General features: G+C 44.8%; 11 protein-coding genes and 1 pseudogene. 9 read left to right on the forward strand and 3 right to left on the reverse strand.

The window, feature by feature from the left end; all coding sequences use genetic code 11:
- The first annotated feature begins 71 nt into the window (after positions 1-71).
- The 9 genes from GTK07_RS12780 to GTK07_RS12820 all read left to right on the forward strand — a co-directional run bounded on the left by GTK07_RS12780 (position 72) and on the right by GTK07_RS12820 (position 18,578).
- Positions 72-3,314, forward strand: coding sequence for a SusC/RagA family TonB-linked outer membrane protein (locus tag GTK07_RS12780; RefSeq protein WP_163635641.1), 3,243 nt, complete (start codon positions 72-74; stop codon positions 3,312-3,314).
- A 29-nt stretch (positions 3,315-3,343) separates the two neighbouring features.
- The gene (locus tag GTK07_RS12785) at positions 3,344-5,059 is read left to right on the forward strand and encodes a SusD/RagB family nutrient-binding outer membrane lipoprotein (protein WP_163635642.1); all 1,716 of its coding nucleotides are present in this window, start codon (positions 3,344-3,346) and stop codon (positions 5,057-5,059) included.
- A 21-nt stretch (positions 5,060-5,080) separates the two neighbouring features.
- A complete protein-coding gene (locus GTK07_RS12790) occupies positions 5,081-5,881 on the forward strand; it encodes a hypothetical protein (protein ID WP_163635643.1) in 801 nt (266 codons plus the stop codon).
- A gap of 209 nt (positions 5,882-6,090) precedes the next feature.
- A complete protein-coding gene (locus GTK07_RS12795) occupies positions 6,091-7,272 on the forward strand; it encodes an MFS transporter (RefSeq protein WP_235932867.1) in 1,182 nt (393 codons plus the stop codon).
- Between the two features lie 150 nt (positions 7,273-7,422).
- Entirely contained in the window at positions 7,423-10,218 is a 2,796-nt protein-coding gene (locus GTK07_RS12800; RefSeq protein ID WP_235932868.1) for a triple tyrosine motif-containing protein, read from the forward strand.
- 274 nt (positions 10,219-10,492) lie between these two features.
- Positions 10,493-13,462: a SusC/RagA family TonB-linked outer membrane protein gene (locus GTK07_RS12805; RefSeq protein ID WP_163635646.1), complete on the forward strand. Its 2,970-nt coding sequence runs from the start codon at positions 10,493-10,495 to the stop codon at positions 13,460-13,462.
- Positions 13,463-13,472: 10 nt separating this feature from the next.
- Positions 13,473-15,089, forward strand: a complete 1,617-nt coding sequence (locus tag GTK07_RS12810) for a RagB/SusD family nutrient uptake outer membrane protein (RefSeq protein WP_163635647.1) — start codon at positions 13,473-13,475, stop codon at positions 15,087-15,089.
- A 37-nt stretch (positions 15,090-15,126) separates the two neighbouring features.
- Entirely contained in the window at positions 15,127-17,313 is a 2,187-nt protein-coding gene (locus tag GTK07_RS12815; protein ID WP_163635648.1) for a hypothetical protein, read from the forward strand.
- A 155-nt stretch (positions 17,314-17,468) separates the two neighbouring features.
- Positions 17,469-18,578, forward strand: a complete 1,110-nt coding sequence (locus GTK07_RS12820; RefSeq protein ID WP_163635649.1) for a glycoside hydrolase family 16 protein — start codon at positions 17,469-17,471, stop codon at positions 18,576-18,578.
- Positions 18,579-18,698: 120 nt separating this feature from the next.
- On the opposite strand, the gene GTK07_RS12825 is transcribed toward GTK07_RS12820, so the two are convergent.
- The 3 genes and pseudogenes from GTK07_RS12825 to GTK07_RS12835 all read right to left on the reverse strand — a co-directional run.
- Positions 18,699-18,881 carry a CPXCG motif-containing cysteine-rich protein gene (locus GTK07_RS12825; RefSeq protein ID WP_163635650.1) on the reverse strand — a complete coding sequence of 61 codons (183 nt, stop codon included), beginning with the start codon at positions 18,879-18,881 and terminating at the stop codon, positions 18,699-18,701.
- 3 nt (positions 18,882-18,884) lie between these two features.
- Entirely contained in the window at positions 18,885-20,210 is a 1,326-nt protein-coding gene (locus tag GTK07_RS12830) for a TolC family protein (RefSeq protein WP_163635651.1), read from the reverse strand.
- Positions 20,210-21,880, reverse strand: a pseudogene (locus GTK07_RS12835) (efflux RND transporter permease subunit); the annotation flags it as partial. The pseudogene GTK07_RS12835 and the gene GTK07_RS12830, both read right to left, overlap by 1 nt.
- Between the last annotated feature and the right edge of the window lie 22 nt (positions 21,881-21,902).

Below are 21,902 nucleotides of genomic sequence, written 5' to 3' on the forward strand. Positions count from 1 at the left end.
ATTTTTTCCTAGCTCCGCCCACCTTTCTCAGTTGCCTGACTCAATTCAATTACTAACAAAACTTTATTCGTATGAAAGTAAAGAATCTGTTTGGAGCACTGCTGGCCTTTTGCCTGTCAATGGCTTTTGCCCATGCTCAAGAAAAAACGGTTACCGGAACGGTTATGGACCAAGATGGTGTACCCTTGCCCGGGGTAAACATTATTGTTAAGGGCACAACCAATGGTACACAATCCGATTTCGACGGCCAATATCGTTTGTCCGTTAACACGGGCGATGTTCTGGTCTTTTCCTATTTGGGACAAAGAACCATTGAACGCGGTATAGGTGCCGAAAGCACCATCAATGTTCAGATGGAGGAAGATGCCTCCCAATTGGAAGAAGTGGTGGTGACCGCGCAGGGTATCGTGAGGGAAAAACGCTCTTTGGGTTATGCGGTAACCACGGTAGAATCTGAAAAAGTGGAGGCACGTCCAGAGGCGGACATCGCTAGGGTATTGAACGGAAAGGTAGCCGGGGTCAACATTACCTCCAACAATGGTCTTTCCGGTTCCGGTACCAATATCATCATCAGGGGATATTCCTCGGCAACACAATCCAATCAACCTTTGTTCATAGTTGACGGTATCCCTTTTGATTCAGGTACCAACACCCAAACCAATTTTTTGGACGGTAACACCGAGTCAAGCCGATTCTTGGACCTAGACCCCAACAACATTGCCAGTGTCAGCGTCCTGAAAGGCTTGAGTGCTACCGTACTTTATGGTAACCGGGGTAGAAACGGGGTAATTTTGATCACTACCAAAGGTGCTGCTTCGGGTGATGCACCCACCAAGACCGAAGTGAACGTGACCCAGTCGGTTTTCATGTCAAATGCGGTATTGCCCAAATTCCAGCAAAATTATGGAGGTGGATTTCATCAAGGTTTTGGATACTTCTTCAGTAATTGGGGACCCCGCTTTGATCGTACGGACGATGACGGGATTGCCAGTGCTGGACAATACATTGGCACAGGACCAAATGGCGAAGCGATTTTAAGACATCCCTTCAACTATATGGCAGACCCCACTTTGATTGCCGGTTTTGAGGATCTATTGGATGACGAATATCCTTATAAACCATACAACGGGGTTGAAGAATTCTTTAGGACCGGATATGTGTACAGTACCTCGGTGAATGTTCGCGGTGGCTCGGAAAAGGTAAACTTTAACGCCAATTACGGTCGTACCGAAGATATTGGGGTCACTCGTGGCAACCGTTTACTTCGAAACAATTTTAGCTTAGGTGGCAATGCCAAATTATCCAACAATTTCACTGTTTCCGGAGTATTCAACTTTGCACGTACCGGTTACAAATCACCACCCAATGCAGTGAGTACTGGAAGTGGGGCGGCCTTTAATGGTTCAGCCATTTTTGGGGATGTTCTGTACACCCCGATCAGCGTGGACCTGACCAACATTCCCTATCAGGCGGCGGACGGACGTAGCGTGTATTACCGTTCCGGCAATGATATCCAAAATCCGTATTGGACCGTGGCCAACTCTAAAACATCGCAGGAAACTGACCGCTTTACCGGCAACATGTCCATGAGCTATGCCTTGAACGATTGGATGAACCTTACCTATCGTGTTGGCTTGGACACTTACACAGAATTAAACTCCTACGGGCAAAACAGAGGCGGTGTAGATGGTCCAACCTTGGGTATCCTAAGGACAACTTCCGTAAGAAACTCCATTTGGAACCATGATTTGATCTTGAGTGCGGAAAAAAGCCTATCGGAGGACCTTAACCTTACCGCCACCTTTGGTGCCAACAGCAGAAGGGACACTTATGCACAGGACGGGATCGAAAGTCAAGGACAGTTGGTATTCGGGGTTTTGGAACACTATAACTTTACCACCCCGTCTTCAGTGAACTCGTTCTCCGGGGCCAACCTCAACCAGAATTTTGAGGAAAACCTAGTGGGCGTTTATTTAGACGCCACAGTATCCTACAAAGATTTGCTGTACTTGAACGTTGTGGGTAGGAACGACTGGTCCTCCACATTGGAAACAGAAAACAATTCTCTTTTTTATCCAGGGGCAAGCCTTTCTTTCATTCCAACTACGGCCTTCCCTGCCATTCAAGGAAACGCACTTAACTATGCCAAGGTCCGAGTGGGCTATGGCTCTTCCGCCGGATTCCCAACTCCTTTCAACACAAGGGATGTGTTGACCTTGGGTGCCAGAACCTTTGTTGATGTCAACGGGAATGTGGTATCGGGCAACTCTGTTTCCGATGTCCTCGGAAATAGGGATTTGTCCCCAGAAAAAGTTCAGGAACTGGAAATAGGTCTGGATACCAGATTGTTCAATAGATTGAATTTCAATGTGAGCCTTTTCAAAAAGTCGACCAAGGATTTGATCACCAATCGAACTCTTGATAGTTCTACCGGTTTTCGCTCCACTTTTGTCAATATAGGGGAAGTGGAAACCAAAGGTGTGGAAATGGATTATGACCTTAACATCTTGAGGGAAAGTGAGGCAGGTTTTGGCTTTAACCTGGCTGGTAACTTCACTGCCAACGAAACCATTGTAACCGATCTTGCGGAAGGCACCAACAATATCCTATTGACCTTTGCCATCTCCGGTGAGGCTGCCAACTATGCCGTTGAGGGAAGACCTTTCGGTGTATTCTTGGGCTCCACCATTCTTAGGGATGACAATGGAAACAAAGTTGTAGGGAACAATGGACAATATTTGGTGAACAACAACATCACTGAAATTGGCGATCCCAATCCAGACTGGACCACAGGATTGATCCCTACCTTCACCTACAAAGGATTTTCATTGTCCGCCAATTTGCAGTATAGACATGGTGGCGATGTGTATTCCGTGACCACAGCCGGTTTGATCGGTAGGGGTGTTGTGGATGCCGATGATCCCATTGACCGGGAAGCCAATTATATCCTTCCTGGGGTTTTTGCTGATGGAACACCCAATAACGTAGCCATCACTTCCACCGAGTTCGGTTTCAACACCTATTTTGCTGGGGGAATCAACGAAGTGAATATTTACGATGGTACCACTATCAGACTTCAAGAGGCTTCATTGGGTTATTCCCTTCCTAAGAAATTCTTGGACAAAACGCCGTTTGGAAGCATGTCGTTCACCCTTTCCGGTTCCAACCTTTGGTACAAAGCGGTGAATTTCCCCGATGATGTCCGTTACGACACCAACTCCTCCAGTACGGGTGTCGGCAATGGTCAGGGAATCGATTTCTTCACCGGACCATCCACAAGAAGATATGGACTGACCGTTAGGGCGTCATTTTAAGAACAGCTAACTCGTTTAAAAAATACATTATGAAAAAAATATCAAAGATCATTTGTCTCCCATTTGTTGCCCTTGCCATTTTGATGGGCTGTGAGACTACCTCCTTGGATGTTGTTGAGAGCCCCAATGCCCTTAACCCATCACAGGCGAGTGTTGATTTCTTTCTAAATCAGATACAACTTATGACCGCCCAGATCCATTCCGGGGAAGAAGGTCGCGCAGAGAATGGACTGAGCCAGTTTGGCATGGAACCCGTTCGTATGCAGCATGGGTTTGGCCCAACTTATCGTGAAAATTACGACCCATCCAATTTTGATAGGGTTTGGGACAATGTGTATGCAAGGGCCTTGATAGACATCCGTACGATGAACCCTTTGGCGGAAGAAGCAGGCCAATATACCCATATTGCCATTGGCCAGATCTTGGAAGCATACATTATGATGTCCATGGTCGATTTCTTTGGCGATGTGCCTTATTCCGAAGCAGCAAAGGGGGGAGAGGGTATCCTTAACCCAAAATTGGATTCCGGGGCATCCATTTATGCGGCTGCCGATCAACTTTTGCTCGATGCCATCGTCAATCTTAATAAGGATGAAACAGCACTCCCACTTAACGATCTGTTCTATAAAGGAGACGAAAGCCAATGGATTAAAGTGGCCAATACCATGCGCCTTAAACTGTACCTTCAGACACGCATTGCCAATGCAGACGGATTTGGGGCTGCAGTGTCCACGGCACGCATCAATGAATTGATTAGTGGCAACCAATTGATCATGGACTCTGCTGATGATTTCTTTTTCCAGTGGGGGACCAATAATGCTTCCCCTGACAGCAGGCACCCTTATTTTGATGCCAATTATGATGGTGCAGGACCAAGTTCAGACTTCTATACCTGTAACTACTACATGAACCTGATGGCCAACCAATACAATGAACCCGATCCAAGGATTCGATATTACTTCTACCGTCAACAAAGTGATTTCTCCGGTGCTGACGTGATCACCAAGGAATGTGTTACAGAGGTTTCCCTACCTTCATGGTGGGATCCCAGTGAACCATATTGTATTGTGCCCGCCACTAATGGTTTGGGTGGATATTGGGGAAGAAACCACTTGGACAATGATGGTATCCCTCCTGATGATGCCTTTAGGACCCTACATGGAACCTATCCGATCGGGGGGCCTTTCGATGATGATTCCTTTAGGAATGTATCGGGGTCTGGAGCTGTGAATGAAGGATTGGCAGGAGCAGGAATCTCTCCTATTTTGATGTCTTCCTATACCTATTTTATGTTGGCCGAAGCGGCTTTGACTTTGAACACCACTGGAAATGCAAGGGATTACTTGGAAACAGGGATCAGACAATCCATCAACACTGTTGTGGAGTTTGGGGCATCTCTTGCCAGTGGAAGTGGGTTTGAACCAACCAGTACGGCCATTGACAACCATATTGCCGAGATTTTGACCGATTATGACGCGGGTAACGATACCGATAAGTTGCGTATCATAGTAGAACAATATTTCATTGCCCTTTGGTGCAGTGGAATAGAGGCCTATAACACCTATCGAAGAACCGGTCAACCGGATAACCTTACCCCTGCCTTTGCATTGCAGGATCCTGGCACCTTCTTAAGATCCATGTGGTATTCACAGACCGCTGCGGACAGCAATACGAACATCACACAGAAAAGTGCCCCAGACACTCCCGTGTTTTGGGATACGAACCCTGAAGGTTTTGTTGATTGATAAATATTAAAAATGACAAATATGAAAAGTACTTTTAAATATATTTTCGGTTTTCTCATTGTGGTACTAGCTTTTTCTGCATGTGAGGACAAGGACAAAAACCCACTTAATGTGTTCGATCTGGACAATTCCAAGGCACCCTATGTTCGAATTAAACTAGATCAGACCATTGTAGCCAAAGGCGATTTGGCCTCCTCGGCTCTTTCGGGGACCGTGGACGATGCCAGTGACAATGTGGCTTCCTGGGAACTCAGTGTCAGCATTGAATCAGGCGGAGTGGCCACTGACACTGTTGCCCTAACGACCGTTACCCAATTCCCTAGTGATATTTCCATTCCCTATACAGACATTGCCGGTGCCTTGGGCCTAACTGTAGATGATATTTCTGGCGGGGACTTTATCCGGTTTTTGGGAAAGTCTACAGGCACGGATGGCACGGTGACCACTGTAGACAATTATAGTGCAAACGTTACGGGCCAACCTGAACAGTTACAAGCATTCAATTTTATTGTTTTGGTGAAATGTTCTACTATTTCGGATGCAACGGTACCCGGAACTTGGATCATTGATATGCAGGACCTTTATGGTGATGGTTGGGACGGAGCCTTCGTAACCTTTGAAATTGATGGAGTAACCACCAATTATACTTTCACAGCTGGAGATGCGGCAACCTTTAACGTGGATGTCCCAACAGGAACAAGCCAATTGGTGATATCCTATACCAGTGGCGCATTTGAAGAAGAACATGTATTTACCATCCAAACACCCGATGGCGATGTACGTGGACCCTTCGGACCCAATCCCAGCCCATGCATTAACTAGCAGATAGGTAATACAACTTATTAAAGGCCCCGTTTTTAAAAACGGGGCCTTTTGTTTTTATCCATCAGGATAAACCCATATAGATTATTGTAAATATGGTTGTAAGTAGATTGGTGGTTACCTCGTACCTTTGCATTTTCGTTTCAAAGTCTACCTAAAACCTATCCAATTTGGACAACCACTCGAATACTACTAACAAAAAGGCATTATTGTCCCTAGCCATAGGAGGATTTGGCATAGGCCTTACCGAATTCGTTATTATGGGAATCCTTCCCAATATTGCGGGATCCATGGGTATTTCCATTTCCAAAGCAGGGCATTTTATTGCTATTTATGCGTTGGGTGTAGTGGTTGGGGGCCCGTTTATGGCCAAGATTACCAGTAAACTTTCTCCAAAAAGGACCCTATTGTTCTTGATGGTTTGGTTCACGGTTTTCAATACATTGTCTTCGTTTTCAGGGAATTATTGGGTGATGATGCTTTTTCGGTTTCTATCGGGGATGCCCCATGGGGCCTTTTTTGGTATCGGAGCAGTGGTTTCAGGATATTTGGCCAAACCAGGAAAAGCGGCCCAGGCCATGGCCATTATGTTCTCGGGCCTTACCATTGCCAATATTATAGGAGTCCCCTTAGGCACCTATATTGGTCTGGAATGGCATTGGAGTTTTTCCTTCCTGCTAGTCGGCGTGGCAGGGTTGGCTACACTGACCAGTCTTTACTTTTGGATGCCCGGGCAATCCCTGGAAGATATGGATTCTTTAAACGCCGAAAATCTCACGAAAGGACTGAAAAGTAAAAAACTTTGGGCCCTGATTGCCTTGACCACCATTGGGACCGGTGGTTTTTTTGCCTGGTACAGCTATATTGCACCGTTGGTCATCGATATAACCAATCTACCCGAAGCCACCGTTGGATATGTAATGATCGTGGCCGGATTGGGTATGTTCGTGGGCAATTTTATGGGTGCCAGAATGGTAGAAATCTTTTCTCCGGTAAAATCGGTGGTCATAAGCCTATTGAGCATGACCGGGATATTATTGATCAACTCCCTTCTTGCCAGTAACACCATTGCCGTTTTTATCATTAGTTTTATTGTAGGAATGATCACTTTTTCAGTGACCGCACCAATCCAAGTCGCTATCATCAAAGCGGCCAAAGGCGCCGAAAAATTGGGTTCCTCCATGAACCAGAGTGCCTTTAACATGGGCAATGCCTCTGGTGCCTATTTTGGTGGGCTACCCATGGTTTTTGGGTTGCCCGTTACCTATGCCAGTGTGGTCGGGGCCATTTTGGCCTGTATCGGCGCGGGTATCGGGATTGCCATCTTATACTATCAAAGAGCAATTTCAAGAAGCACAAAAAAACCTTTTGTCCCTGATAATCAGGCCTAAAATACACAACATCATTATTTTTGTGGTTTTAGCACCTTGGCTTAAAAAATGAGGTTTTGTCCCATTACCCGATCAAATAATTCCCAAATAGCAATATATCTCCTATTTTTTACCATATTTAGTTTCAGTTCCCAACTAAAGCAATCTGGTTTGCAACAATATATCCTCTACATACTGGTAATTGTCACCTTGGGCATAAACGCCCAGGAGCTCCCTCCCATACAAAATTATACGGCGCAGCAGTATTCAGGGGAGTATCAAAATTGGGGAATTTCACAATCCTCTTCAAAAAACATATTTGTTGCCAACCATACAAGCCTGTTAGAGTTTGATGGAAGTAAATGGCGCTCCTATCATTTACCTAATTCGTCGATCATTAGGTCGGTAAAGGTCAATGGAAACAAAATATATACAGGATCTTACCGAGAATTCGGTTTTTGGGCCAAGGACAACGCAGGAAAACTAAATTATGCCTCATTATCCAAAAGATTGAAGGTGCCCACGGCCGAAGATGAAGAGTTTTGGGAAATCTTGATTATGGATAACTGGGTACTTTTTCAATCCTTGGACAGAATATATATTTATGATACCCAAGAAGACAGCTTTAAAATTATTGAAGCCCCGTCCACCAAAGCCAAGCTCCATCTTTTAAACGACCGCGTTTTTTTCCAAAAGGCCAAACAAGGTTTGTTCACCATAGAAAATGGAACTTCTGTCCTAGTGAGCGCAGACCCTGTTTTTTCAGAACAACCCATTATGGGAATCTATGAATCCGATAATGGGCTTTTAGTGGCTACCGAGGATGCACGCTTTTATAAGTATAATTTTGATACCCCGGTTCCATTCCCCACCGAGATGGACCAATTCAATGTAAAAGTCTACAGTTCCATTAAACTGAATGACGGAAGTTTTGTATTGGGAACCATATCAAACGGTATCTATCATTTGTCGCCAAATGGGCAGCTCATACGAAACATCAACCAAGCCAAGGGATTGAACAACAATACGGTTCTTTCTCTTTTTGAAGATATGGATTTCAACCTATGGCTAGGATTGGACAATGGAATAAGTGTGATCAACCTGTATTCCCCATTTAATGAATATCTTGACAAACTGGGCAATTTAGGGTTGGTCTACACCGCCTTGAACTATCAGGATTATCTGTACTTAGGTACCAATCAAGGCTTATTTTACAGAAAAAACAACTCCCAGGAAGGTTTTAGGTTGATCAGGGATACGGAGGGCCAAGTATGGAACCTTCAACTTGTCGATTCGACCATTTTCTGCGGCCACAATGCGGGAACTTTTATAGTGGATGGTAACCAAGCAACCTTGATATCTGATTTTCCAGGAACTTGGGGGGTAAGGTCCTTACGGCATACCAAAAATCTTTTATTGCAAGGTAATTACAACGGATTGAGCGTGCTGGAAAGAAAAAATGGGTCATGGTCGTTGCGCAATACCATAGACGGGTTTACCATATCGAGCCGCTTTTTTGAGGTAGATTCCCTTGAAATAGTAGTGAACCACGAACAAAAAGGGATCTACTATCTTGAACTGGACGCAGACCTAAAACGAGTTGAAAAACTTGTAAACTCACCTCCCATTAGCCATAGTTCCAACATCTTCACTTTTAATGATCAATTGTACTATAAGTGCTTTACGGGAATATATACCCTAGGGGACCAGTTGAACGAGGTTTCATTGGATACAGTTCTTACCAAGATTGTATTTGGCGAAAACGAAAGGCCCATCAGCATTGTGATACCTGATGTAACCACTCAGAAATTATGGTTCTTTACTGAAAATGGAATAAAATATATCACCCAAAGCCCCTTAAGTGGTAAGTTAAAAGGAACAAGTATACCCATACCCTATGCTCTAAGAAGCAATTTAGGTGTATCGGGTTTTGAAAATATTTCAAAAATTGCGGACAACAAATATTTGATCGGAAGCTCCAATGGCTTTGTTTCCCTTAATCTTGACAAAGTATCATCTGCAAGCTACAACATAAAGATGGATGCCATATTCCATGGTAATTACCGCGATATGTCCTTAAAGACTTCATTGGATTCTATTGGTGAATTCAAATTTTCCAATAACAACCTAAGGTTTGAATACAGTGTACCGGAATTTGACAAATATACCGAGGTACGGTACCAACATATTTTGGAAGGCCTATACGATGACTGGAGTCCATGGGATGAGACGGCGGAGTATACCTTTAACAACCTACCCTTTGGGGAGTATACTTTCAAGGTGAGGGCCATGGTTGGCAACAACCTTACCAAAAACACGGCAACATATCAATTTGCGATTTTAAGGCCTTGGTACTTATCAAACCTTGCCATTGCGGCTTACTTGGGCTGTGTAGCAATACTGTTTGTAACCGTCCACCGCCTGTACAAAAGATATTATCGCAAAAAACAAGAAACCTTGATCAAAAAGAGCCAGAAAGAATTGGCCAGAAGAGAATTGGAAGAAAAACAAAAAATTGCCCAAATACTAAATGAAAAGCTACAGGATGAAATCGAGGGCAAAAACCGGGAGCTTGCCATTTCAACTATGAGTATCCTGAAAAAAAACAAATTCCTGTCTTCCATAAAATCCCAATTGAACCATGTTCAAAACAAGGACAAGAGCATAAAGTCTGTAATAAGGGAAATAGACAGGAACATCAACAGTGAAGATGACTGGAAGTTTTTTGAAGATGCCTTCAACAACGCCGACAAAGATTTTTTAAGAAGGATCAAATCAAAACATGAAAATTTGACCCATAACGATCTACGGCTTTGCGCCTACCTCAGACTCAACCTTTCATCCAAAGAAATAGCACCGCTCTTGAACATTTCGGTCAAAAGTGTTGAAATGAAACGATACAGACTGCGCAAAAAATTTGACCTGCCCCACCAAGACAACCTCATTGAATATATTCTGAACTTTTAAAGTACTCCCACCACCTCCATTACTACTCTACATATTGTTAAATCAACTCTACATTGACCCTACATGTGCTGGTTTTGGAGCCATCGCCCATCTTTTTACGCCCTCTTTTAAAAATTACCTAAACTTGTCAAATCCTCATATTTTATAGTGCTTTACTGTCAAAAAATCAATTTTAAACCTTCATAATTAACGATGTAGGTTTTTTATAGAGGCTCTCCTTTTGTTAAGGGTACGTTAAGATTTTATTTTTACAGGTAATCAAAATCGCTCTAAGATGAGATATGCCATTTTAAAATTACTGGTACTACTGAGTACTGCTTATGGATTTTCACAGACCCGGACAATAACCGGAACCGTGTCGGATAATATGGGCCCCATGCCCGGTGTAAATGTTCTTGTAAAGGGAACCATCAATGGAGTGGTCACCGATTTCGATGGTGAATTTATAATCGACGGCATTTCTGATACCGACATTCTGGTATTCAGTTATGTTGGTTTTGTACCCCAAGAAGTTCCCGTTGGCACACAGAACACCATAAACATTACCATGCAGGAGGATACCCAGGCACTGGACGAGGTCATCGTTGTGGGATACGGTACCCAAAAGAAGAGCAATGTCGTCGGTTCCGTGGCCAGTGTCGAAGTAGAGGAAGCCACCAACGTACCTACAACCAATGTATCGGAAATGTTGCGCGGTAGAGCTGCGGGTGTTCAGGTAAATTTGGGTGATGCAAGGCCAGGAGGGGCATCCAACATTGTTATTAGGGGTAATGTTTCCGTTGCTCCCAATGGAAACTCACCGCTGATCATTGTAGATGGATTACCTTTTGACAACCTGAACGATGTTTCCCCCGATGATATTGCCAACATTGAAATCCTGAAGGATGCCTCCTCCACTGCCATTTATGGATCCAGGGCATCTAACGGTGTTATCCTTGTTACCACAAAAACAGGTAAAACAGGTAAGGCCATGATTGATTATCACGGTTATACCACCATACAGACATTGACCAAAAACTTTAACCAGTATGATGGACAACAGTACATAGACCTAAGAAGGGAAGCCAATCGAAACAGGTTTACGGGAGAATATCTCAGGGACGAAAACATATTTTCCCCTTTTGAACTCGAGGCCATTGATAACAGAAACTTTGTGGATTGGGAAGATCTGGTATTGAGGGATGCCATTATACAAAGCCATGCCTTAAGCTTTTCATCCGGGACGGAGAGCACCAAAGTATTTTCAAGTGTCAACTACTTTTCGCAGGAAGGTATTATTCCCAATTCCAGTTTTGATAGGGGAACCTTCAAACTGAACCTTGAGCAGAAATTGACCGAAAAGCTACTTTTCAGAGGTATCTTCAACTACCAAAATGCCAAACAGGACAGGGAAACCGGGGGGCTGAACTTCACCACCATTACCCCTTTGGCCAAACCTTACGACGAAAACGGGGAATTGGTCAAATTCTATTTGGGCCCATCCAACACCGCGGTCAACCCATTATGGGATCAAAGGGAGTCGACCGATGAGACCAAAATCAATTTAACAGACATCAACCTTAGCCTTGTTTACAACTTTACGCCCAATTTGAGCTATACCCTAAAGACTTTTTTAAGGAACAGAAATACGAACAGGGGAATATACAGAAGCTCCTTGCACTCTGCAGGAGATGAGGGAGTTGATGGTATTGCCGTTTTATCCAACACCTTGTTCAAACAAGTTTTGGTGGAGAACATTTTGGATTACACCCCAAAGATCAATGATGACCATAGCCTCAACTTTACAGCGGTGCAGGCCTTTGATGAACAGCGCAACGAATACACCCAATTGGACAAATCCGGTTTTACCAATGATGCTTTGGGTTTTAACGGGAATGCGACCACTTTGTTGAACAATGTCCGAAACGTTTCCCAACGCAGGCTCCTTTCTTTTTTGGGAAGAATGCGCTATGGATATCTAGATCGATACCTTTTGGAAGCCACAGCAAGGGCCGATGGAGCCTCCGTGTTCGCCGAAAACAATAAATGGGGGTTCTTTCCCGCAGTCTCCGTAGCATGGAAATTGCACAACGAGCCCTTTATGCAAAATGTGGACGCCATCAATGAAATGAAAATAAGGGTAAGCTATGGGGCCACCGGTAATCAAGGTATCAACTCTTTGGAATCGTTAGGGGTTGCAGACGACCTGCCCTATGTATTTGGTGACCAAACGGTAGCAGGTGCCACGGCATCCTCCAGGCTACCCAATCCTGACCTAAAATGGGAAACCACCAAAACACTCAACACCGGTGTGGATTTTAGACTCTTCAACAACCTTTTCGAAGGAACCTTTGAATACTATAAGGCCAATACCACCGATCTACTGTTGGACAGGTCCATTGCAGGCACTACAGGTTTCAACGTAATACGTTTCAACGTTGGGGAATTGCAAAACCAGGGTGTTGAAGCTTCCTTAACCTCAAACATCATTCGCAAAAGTGATTTCAGATGGTCTTTGGGTCTGGTCTTTTCCAGAAACAGAAACAAAGTAATATCACTCACCGGTGAGTTGGATGACGAAGGAAACCCGATCGACATAACCGATACATTTGGCAGAAGGCTTTCCGTCGGACAATCCATCAACAACATATGGTTGCCCAAATATGATGGCATCTACCAAGAAGGGGACGATATTGCCGGTTCTGGAAACCCTTTGGCCCAACCGGGCGATGTAAGGGTGGTAGACCAAGATGGCAACGGGCAAATAGACAATAGGGACAACGTGTTCACGAGCACCGATCCAGATTGGTATGGTTCCATCACCAACACCATTACCTATAAAAACTTTGATCTATTCGCCGATATTTACATTGTGCAGGGCGCCACCAAATTGAACACCGTACTTGCCAATGGTGAGTTATGGAAGGGTGCCATAAACGGTATCCGAACCAAATACTATACCCCGGAATATCCTTCAACGGAGTATCCAAGGCCCAAGCCGGACACCCACTTGCACCTATTCCCATTTGCCGTAAGGGATGCATCGTACGTTCGTTTGAGGACTTTGACCCTTGGGTACAACATCCCAAAGGAAACCTTTTCAAAGATCGGGCTGCAGAGAGCCAAGATATATGTAACGGGAACCAACCTGTTCACCTTTACCGATTTTAGATCGTACAGTCCGGAGCAAAACCCACTCAATGATTTTGAAACGGCTTTTCCAGAGACCAGAAACATAACCCTCGGGGTCAAATTAGGATTTTAAAAAAATGGATATGAAAAATACGAACAGCCTTTTAGTACCAAAAAGACTTTTTACAATACTCTTTGCCATAGTACTGTTCACCTCTTGTGAAAAAGACTTCTTGGAAGACAAACTACTTTCCGACACCTCGGTCGATTTTTTGTACACCACCCCTGAAGGGCTGGAGTCTGCCGTGGTAGGACTTTATTCACTTAACCGGAACATCTACCAAGACCTTAGTCTAAACGGCACCTACCCTCTCATCCTACAAGCCAAGAGCGATCTAGGGGTTGGGATTACCGGGGAAGTTTCCCTGTACAGCAGGTTGCTTTGGGGTGCCAGCCTTGGGGATTACGGTACCACATCGGGTATCAATGCCCATTGGGTCCACTTCTATAGGATCGTGGATAGGGCCAATGCCATCATCAAAGGGGCCGAGAACTTGGAGGACATTGATGAAGGAAGAAGAAATCAAATCTTGGCCGAGGCAAAATGCATGAGGGCCAATGCCTTCTTTTCACTATACCGATTGTTCAACAATATTTACATTACCACGGAGCCCACTACTCCTGAAAACGCATTTGATGTTCCACAGGACAAATCCTCCGTGGAAGAAATTTTCACCCTACTACATACCGATCTGGATTTTGCCATAGAAAACTTGGATTACAACCCAGAACAATTTGGCAGATGGGGACAAGGGGCAGCTAGACATCTAAGAGCCAAAGTGGCCATGTGGGAAGGCGACTGGGCCGAAGCGGCAGCACAAGCGGACGCCATTATAACAAGTGGCCGTCACAGTCTGGTTCCAACAACCAAAGAAGTGTTTGCGGGCGACCTTGATCATTCGGAAACACTCTTTGCCATCAATTTTAAAAGGGAAACCATTGGCGGAGGCAGTCCTCACATCATGAACTGGAATATGGTTTCGGCCTATTCCGATGCCCCCGGGCTTGTACAATCGGTTGAAAATGGTGGTGCAGGTGCAGGGTTCATCTCCTTGAACCAGTACACCATCGATCTCTTGAACGAAGACCCCAACGATGACAGGAAGAACAACACGTATTACATCTTTACCTATGCCTATAATGACGAGGCCTCGCTTCCAGACGGAAAACAATTGGGCGACCCTTTGGATTTGTATGAAAACAGTCCTACCGACCAAAATGAGTTCATGATGTACTACAGGAGACAAAATCCAGGTGTATTGAAGTTCTTCGATGAAACTGCTGAACCCACCGATCGCAACCATTTTAAGAACATTATGATCTACCGATTGGCAGAAACCTATCTGATAGGGGCCGAAGCGCACATGATGCGGAACAATACCCCAAAGGCCTTAGAATATCTGAATGCAGTTCGTACCAGGGCAAATGCCGCCCCCGTTGATGCCATAAACCTCCAGGCCATTTTGGATGAAAGGGCAAGGGAACTCGCCTTTGAAGGTCAGCGTTGGTTCACCCTAAAAAGAACGGGGAAACTCTTTGAGTTTCTTTTGGATCATATGAACAACGACAATATGAATGAGTCATATCCGGAAGGAAACCCCAAGGTAATACTTCGGGAATACATGCAAAACTGGCCCATACCCCAACAACAAATGGACCTATTGGGGCCAAACTACCCCCAAAACGACGGATACAATTGATTGGTAGGCAAACTAGGATTAACTAAAACACGGAGAAATGAACAAGTATAGAAACAGCAAGAATATACCCAGCATAGCCCTATCCTTAATGGCAATATTTTTTGTCCTGGGGACTTTCGGAATCATAATTTCCTGTGAGACCGAGGATGACACCCCACCACCCTCTGCCTACGTGGAGCCAGAACCTGAGCCAGAACCGGAACCTGGTGATTGCACTTTTGAGACCATTGTACCGGAACTTTCGGAAGGGTTGGACTTTGAATGTGGCGGCCCAGAGGTAACCTTTTTTGGTGAAAAAGACGGCTCTTTTACCCTCACCTATGTTGAAAACCCTGATGCCAGTGGAATCAATACCTCCAACAGGGTTGTTGAATACACCCAAACAGAAGGTGTGGAGCCTTGGGCAGGTTTCTTTTTTGACCTTGCCGGCAAAGTTGATTTCTCGGAATACCAAGCCATAAAAATTAAGGTCTATTCCCCAGCCGCCAATCAAAACGTACTTTTGAAGTTTGAAGACAGTGCGGACGGTTCAATCGCCAAAGAGGTTCAAGCTGTAACAACGGTGGCCAACCAGTGGGAAGAACTGACCTTCGACTTTTCAGAAAGTGACTCCGACAAGTTTGACCGTATGGTGCTTTTCTTTAACTTTAATGGGGACAAGGGTGCGCCTACCACTCATTACTTTGATGATATTGTATTGGGAGAGGGAGGTTCTTCCGGAAATCCGGGAGGTGAAACCTCGGAACCCACAACCGCCGCCCCTACCCCAACAGTGGATCCCTTGGAAGTCATTTCCATGTTCAGTGACGCATATACAGATGTACCCGTAGATACCTGGAGAACAGACTGGTCCGATGCTACCTTGGAGGACATCACCATTGAGGGGGATGCGGTCAAGAAATATAGTGCATTGAGCTTTGTAGGCGTGGAAACGGTGACCAACCAAATTGATGCCACGGCCATGACCCATTTCCATACTGATATCTGGACAGCCGATGCTACCGAGTTCAGGATAAAACTGGTAGATTTTGGTGCCAATGGCGCCTATGATGGCGGCGGGGACGATGTGGAACATGAAATTGTAATTGAAAGTCCAGCCCAGCAGGAATGGGTAAGCTTGAGCATCCCTCTTTCTGATTTTACCGGGTTGACCACACGTGCCAACATTGCCCAATTGATCTTTGTGGGAGCCCCATCAAAACAGAATACGGTATTTGTGGATAATGTCTATTTCTATAATGAAGCCGGTGTTTCCACTGAACCGACTTCTGGAGCTCCTGTACCTGCGGTTCCGGAGGCCAATGTGATTTCTGTCTTCAGCGACTCCTATACCAACGTAAGCGGGACCGACTTTAATCCAAACTGGGGGCAAGCAACCATAGTTTCCCAAGTTGATGTGAGTGGTAACAACACGTTGAAGTATGAAAACCTCAACTATCAAGGCACCCAATTTGCCTCGGCACTTGATGTTTCCGGGATGACCATGCTCCATGTGGATTATTGGACCGCCGATTCCTCTACTCTAAACGGATACTTGATAAGCTCCGGTCCTGCCGAGACCGCACACTCCTTTGCTATTACAACAGGGGAATGGGTAAGCGTGGATATTCCACTAACAGAATTTTCAGGGGTAGTTGACCTAACCGATGTAATCCAACTGAAGTTCGATGGAAATGGTACCATCTATCTGGACAACATCTATTTTTATAACCCGCCTGCCACGGAACCAACAGTTGCAGCAGCCACTCCAACGGTCCCTGAAGCCGATGTGATTTCAATGTTCAGCGATGCATATACCGATGTGCCCGTGGATACATGGAGAACAGATTGGTCCGTGGCCACATTGGAAGACATCACCGTAGATGGCAATGCAGTCAAAAAATACAGCGGCCTGAATTTTGTTGGGGTAGAAACCGTTGCCAATCAAATAGATGCCACGGCCATGACCCATTTCCATACCGATGTTTGGACAGCCGATGCCACCGAAATACGGATAAAATTGGTAGATTTTGGAGCCAATGGAGCCTATGACGGTGGAGGGGACGATGTGGAACACGAGATTACGATCCCCAACCCGGAAATGAACACGTGGATATCCCTGGACATTCCGCTTTCAGAGTTTACAGGACTCACGACGCGGGCCAATATAGCACAGTTGATCTATGCCGGGCAACCCGCAGGATCTATGACCATTTTTATTGATAATGTATACTTCCACAAATAATCAATAAAGTTTGGAGTTAAAATCTCGCTACCATTGAGCGGTTTGAGTTAGTTTAGTTAATGATTGGCTTCCATCCTAAAGGATGGAAGCCTACATCACAAGTCCTATTTGTTATGAAAAAAATAAGCAGAACCTTTATTCAATACTTATTTAAGATGAACTTTCTAAACATTGCCTTTTTAACACTGACCCTTGTGCTATCCTGTAGTTCGGAAAGTTCGGGATCCAATGATACACCTATAGACCTTAATTTGGAGATTACCTTGGTCGGGGCCAACAGTAACAATCCCAACGGGGATGGATCAGGCAAGATCCAGGTTTCCGCGTCTGCCCAAAATGCCGTTCGGTATGCCTTCCGGTTTGATGGGGAAGATTTGGTGGAGAGTGCTTCGGGAACCATAGAGCACACCTTTACTAAAAATGGGGTGAACTCCTATTCCATTGTGGCGTGGGCCTACTCAGAAACGGGAGAATTCATTAATAAAACGGTGACTGTCGATGTTTACAGATCCGATGAAGAGTTCGCTACTTTGGTCTTTTCCGACGAATTTGAATACGAAGGAAGTCCTGACACCCAAAAATGGCACCATCAGGTCATTCCACCAAACAACGGGAGTTGGCACAATAACGAACTACAACATTACACCGACAGACCTGAAAACTCCTTTGCAAGTAATGGTACACTGAAAATACATGCCATAAAAGAGGAGTATACTGCGAGCGGCTCCACCAAAGCCTATACTTCCGCTCGATTGAACTCTAAATATGCATTTACCTACGGCCGGGTGGAGGTACGGGCAAAACTTCCCGGTTCTGCAGGTACATGGCCCGCCATTTGGACCTTGGGAGCCAATGTAAACGAAACCGGCAACTATTTTGGTGACCAATACGGAAGTGTAGGCTGGCCTTTGTGCGGTGAAATCGATATCATGGAACAGACGGGTTGGGACAAAAACAGCATTATATCCCATTTTCATTGGGGAGACCTAAACACCCAAGAGTATAAAGATACCGGTGGCGAGACTGCGGTTTCCAATGCTTCCACTGAGTTCCACATCTATTCCTTGGAATGGGACGCAAGCAGCATGAAAGCCTATGTGGATGACACTTTGGTGTTTGAGTTGCCCAATTCCTCGGACAAACCATATAACCATGCCCATTACTTGTTATTGAATATAGCCATGGGTGGTAACTTGGGCGGTGAGGTCCCCGCTAATTTCACACAAGATACCTTTGAAATTGATTACGTGAGAATATACCAATAATCATATTGTACAAAACAGGGAAATGGCAGATTATCCGTATCAAGCCCGACGTTCTTGGAACTTAGTGGTGGTATTGAAGACCCTTTACAAGATGGCTGGAAAATTTATTTCCAGCCTTTTTTATTGGCCCAGCTCCCTTGCTTCGAATCCCACCAATTCTTGGTCATGAAAGGTTGCGGTAACCTCTATGGGGTTGCAACAGACCTCGCAGTCTTCCACATACGTCTGTTTCGTCACCGAGGAATCCAACAAAAATGAAATCTCTTCCCAACAATAGGGACATTGAAAAAAATGCTCGTACATCGCCTAAAATTCAACATTGAGCAGTTGACCACTTACCTGCAACATGAACAATTCGGCCAATTTTGCGTTATACTTGGCCTGGCTTTTTGCCAACTCGGCATTCAATAGGTTCAATTGGGCCTGTCTGAACTCAATGGAGGTCACCCTGCCCAATTTGTAACGTTCGTCCGTACGATTAAAGTTGTTCTGGTTGGTCTGAAGGTTCTTTTCCTGTACCTCCAGCACATATAGTGCATTGGAATAACTGTCCCAAGCATTGCGAATATCACGCTCCACCTCCAACTCTATCTGCTTTTTCGCAAGTTCTTGGTTCGCATAGTTGATCTTGGCGTTCTTGATACCGGTTATGGTACTGCCACCATCAAAAAGGTTCCAGGACAAATTAATGGACCCTGTAACCCCTGTGGATGTGTTTTGCAAGGTGAAAGCCAAGGGACTGTTGTTGTTGGATTCGTTCCAACCATACGTACCAGTAAGGCCGATGGTGGGCAAAAAACCGCTTCTGGCCACTTTGATGTTATTATCGCTGATATTGATATCCTTTTCCACAATTTGAAGCCTAACGTTGTTCATTTTAGCCTCATTGTACATGCTTTCCATTTGTAGGCCCGGAACAAAATTTACGGTGGTATCGGCAACGAAAACTTCCGTGAGGTCCCTGTTCAAGATTAGATTCAAATCTCGCATGGTATTACGCAACAATTGTCTGGAATTCAACAAGTTGATGCTATCCGTGTTGATGTCCACCTCGGCATTAAGTACATCCAACCCAGTATTTTGACCAAATTCAAATTGATATTGGGCTCGTTTAAGTCTATCCTTTGAAATTTCCATGGCCTGTTCCAAGGTATGGGTGTTCTCGGTCAAACGGGCCACTTCATAATAGACCGAAAACAATTGAAGAATGGTATTCTCTATGGTCTGCCGAACCTGAAGTTCAGTTTGTTGCGACCGCTCTTGAAAACTTTTATAATTATAATGTCGCCCCAAACCATCAAACAATATATAGTTAACATTTACCGAGGCATTGTACCTTCGGGTCTCCGCACCCTCGGCGGTTCGGGTATCGCCATTGGCCAAAACCCCCTCGGAGTTCTGCTTGTCAATACTACCCCCAGCATTGGCAGTCACCGTTGGCAAATAGCCCGAATTCAGGATATTGGCATTGTTGTCCCCAATCAATTTGGTGTTCTTGGCCACTTGAATGCTCAAGTTGTTCTCCAAGACCATGTCTATAGCCTCTTCCTTGGAAAGTACTTGATCCTGCGCATGTAGGTAAAGACCAAAAATCAAAAATAAAAGTGCTGTGTAATTATGCCTGTTTTTCATTATCGTGAGGTCTCTTCTTCAATTGAAGTTCCGTGTTTTTCAGTATCCATTCCATTTTGGCTTGGAGCATTGTCGCTGGGCAAACTCTCCCTTTCCAACAAATCCTCTTCATCCCGTTCCCTAATGGCGCGCTCTACCTCCTCCGGTGTCACTTTTTCGCCGGTCCACAATCTTTTTGCCACAACTTTTACGCTGTTTCCAAAGGATAGGAACAGTGGTAGCATGAGCAAAGTGAGTATAGTAGCAAATGCGATTCCATAGGCAATGGAAATGGCCATAGGTTTTAAAAACTGGGCCTGTCTGCTTCTTTCCAAAAGCAACGGTGCCAAACCAGCAATGGTGGTGGCCGAAGTTAAAAAGATGGCCCTAAAACGGGAACGACCAGCTTCGTAAAGGGCCTCATCGAACTTTAGACCATTTCTGAGGTTGATGTTGAACTTACCGATCAACACCAATCCGTCGTTCACCATGATCCCGATCAAGGCAATGATACCCAACATGGACAATATATTGATGGGGAAACCATGGATCCAATGGCCCCAAGCCACAGCCGTTAAACTGAAGGGCACCAAAAGAATCAACAGTAACGGTTGACTTATGCTCCTAAAGGTGAAGGCTATGGTAATGAAAATAAGGAACAGTACAATGAGCCCCACAAATTTTAGTGAACCAAACAACTTATTAAATTCCCTATTCTGGCCTTCATAGGAAGGGGTAATGGAGGGATATTTGGATACGATTTCGGGCATTACCTCATTCCTGATCCAAGCCATGGCATCGGTACCACTGGTAGTTTCAGGATTGGTCAAATCAGAAGATACTTGGATTTCCCTTCTTCCATCCAAGTGGTTGATGGCCACATCCCCACGTTCAATGGTGTAGTTGGCAATTTCGATAAGGGGAATACGGTCACCGTTGGGTGCCACAATGCGCATTTCGTCCAAATCGGTAATGGAAGATCGGTTCTCACGATCATAGCGAACCCAAACCCGTATTTCATCCTGTCCTCGTTGGAATCGCTGTGCCTGGGTACCGAAGAAACCAGCCCTTACTTGGTTCATAACGGTTCTTAGATCCAATCCCAATAAGTAGGCATTTTCCTTGAGTTGTAACCGAATTTCCTTGATACCTGCTGGATCGTTATCCGTAACATCCTTCAAGGTGGCATTGTTGAGCATAATCTGTTTCAACTCCTCCTTGGCAGCTTTTAATTCTGCAATATTGTTGCCCAAAAGGGAAACAGAAACCGGGCTTCCGCCAAAATTTCCACCGGAACCATAGATCAAACTCTCCACGCCGATTACGGGACCTACGAGTTCCCTTAACCTTCCTGTGACCATATCAGAACGAATACCATCAGGTCTTTCCTCTCCAGGTAATAGATTAATTTGCAATCTTGCAGTTGAAGATCCTGGGCCCAAATTTTTGATCATGTTCAAGAAAAGCTTTTTATCCATGCCCTTCAGGTATTTCTCCGATAGTTCATCATTTACGATGTGGGCCTTTTCCTGTATCAAGCTGATAATGGAATCAGTCACCTTTTCATTGGTTCCGTTCGGCATACGAAGTTGAATTGTGACCTGGTCACTGGCAACCATAGGGAAGAAAGAAGTACGAACAATCCCTCCCCCAATGGATCCAAAGGTGAGCACCAAGGCCATAAAGAGGATCAATCTCAAAAGTTGTGTGTGG

The sequence above is a fragment of the Flagellimonas sediminis genome (genome assembly GCF_010500845.1).
Taxonomy (GTDB): Bacteria; Bacteroidota; Bacteroidia; order Flavobacteriales; family Flavobacteriaceae; genus Flagellimonas; species Flagellimonas sediminis.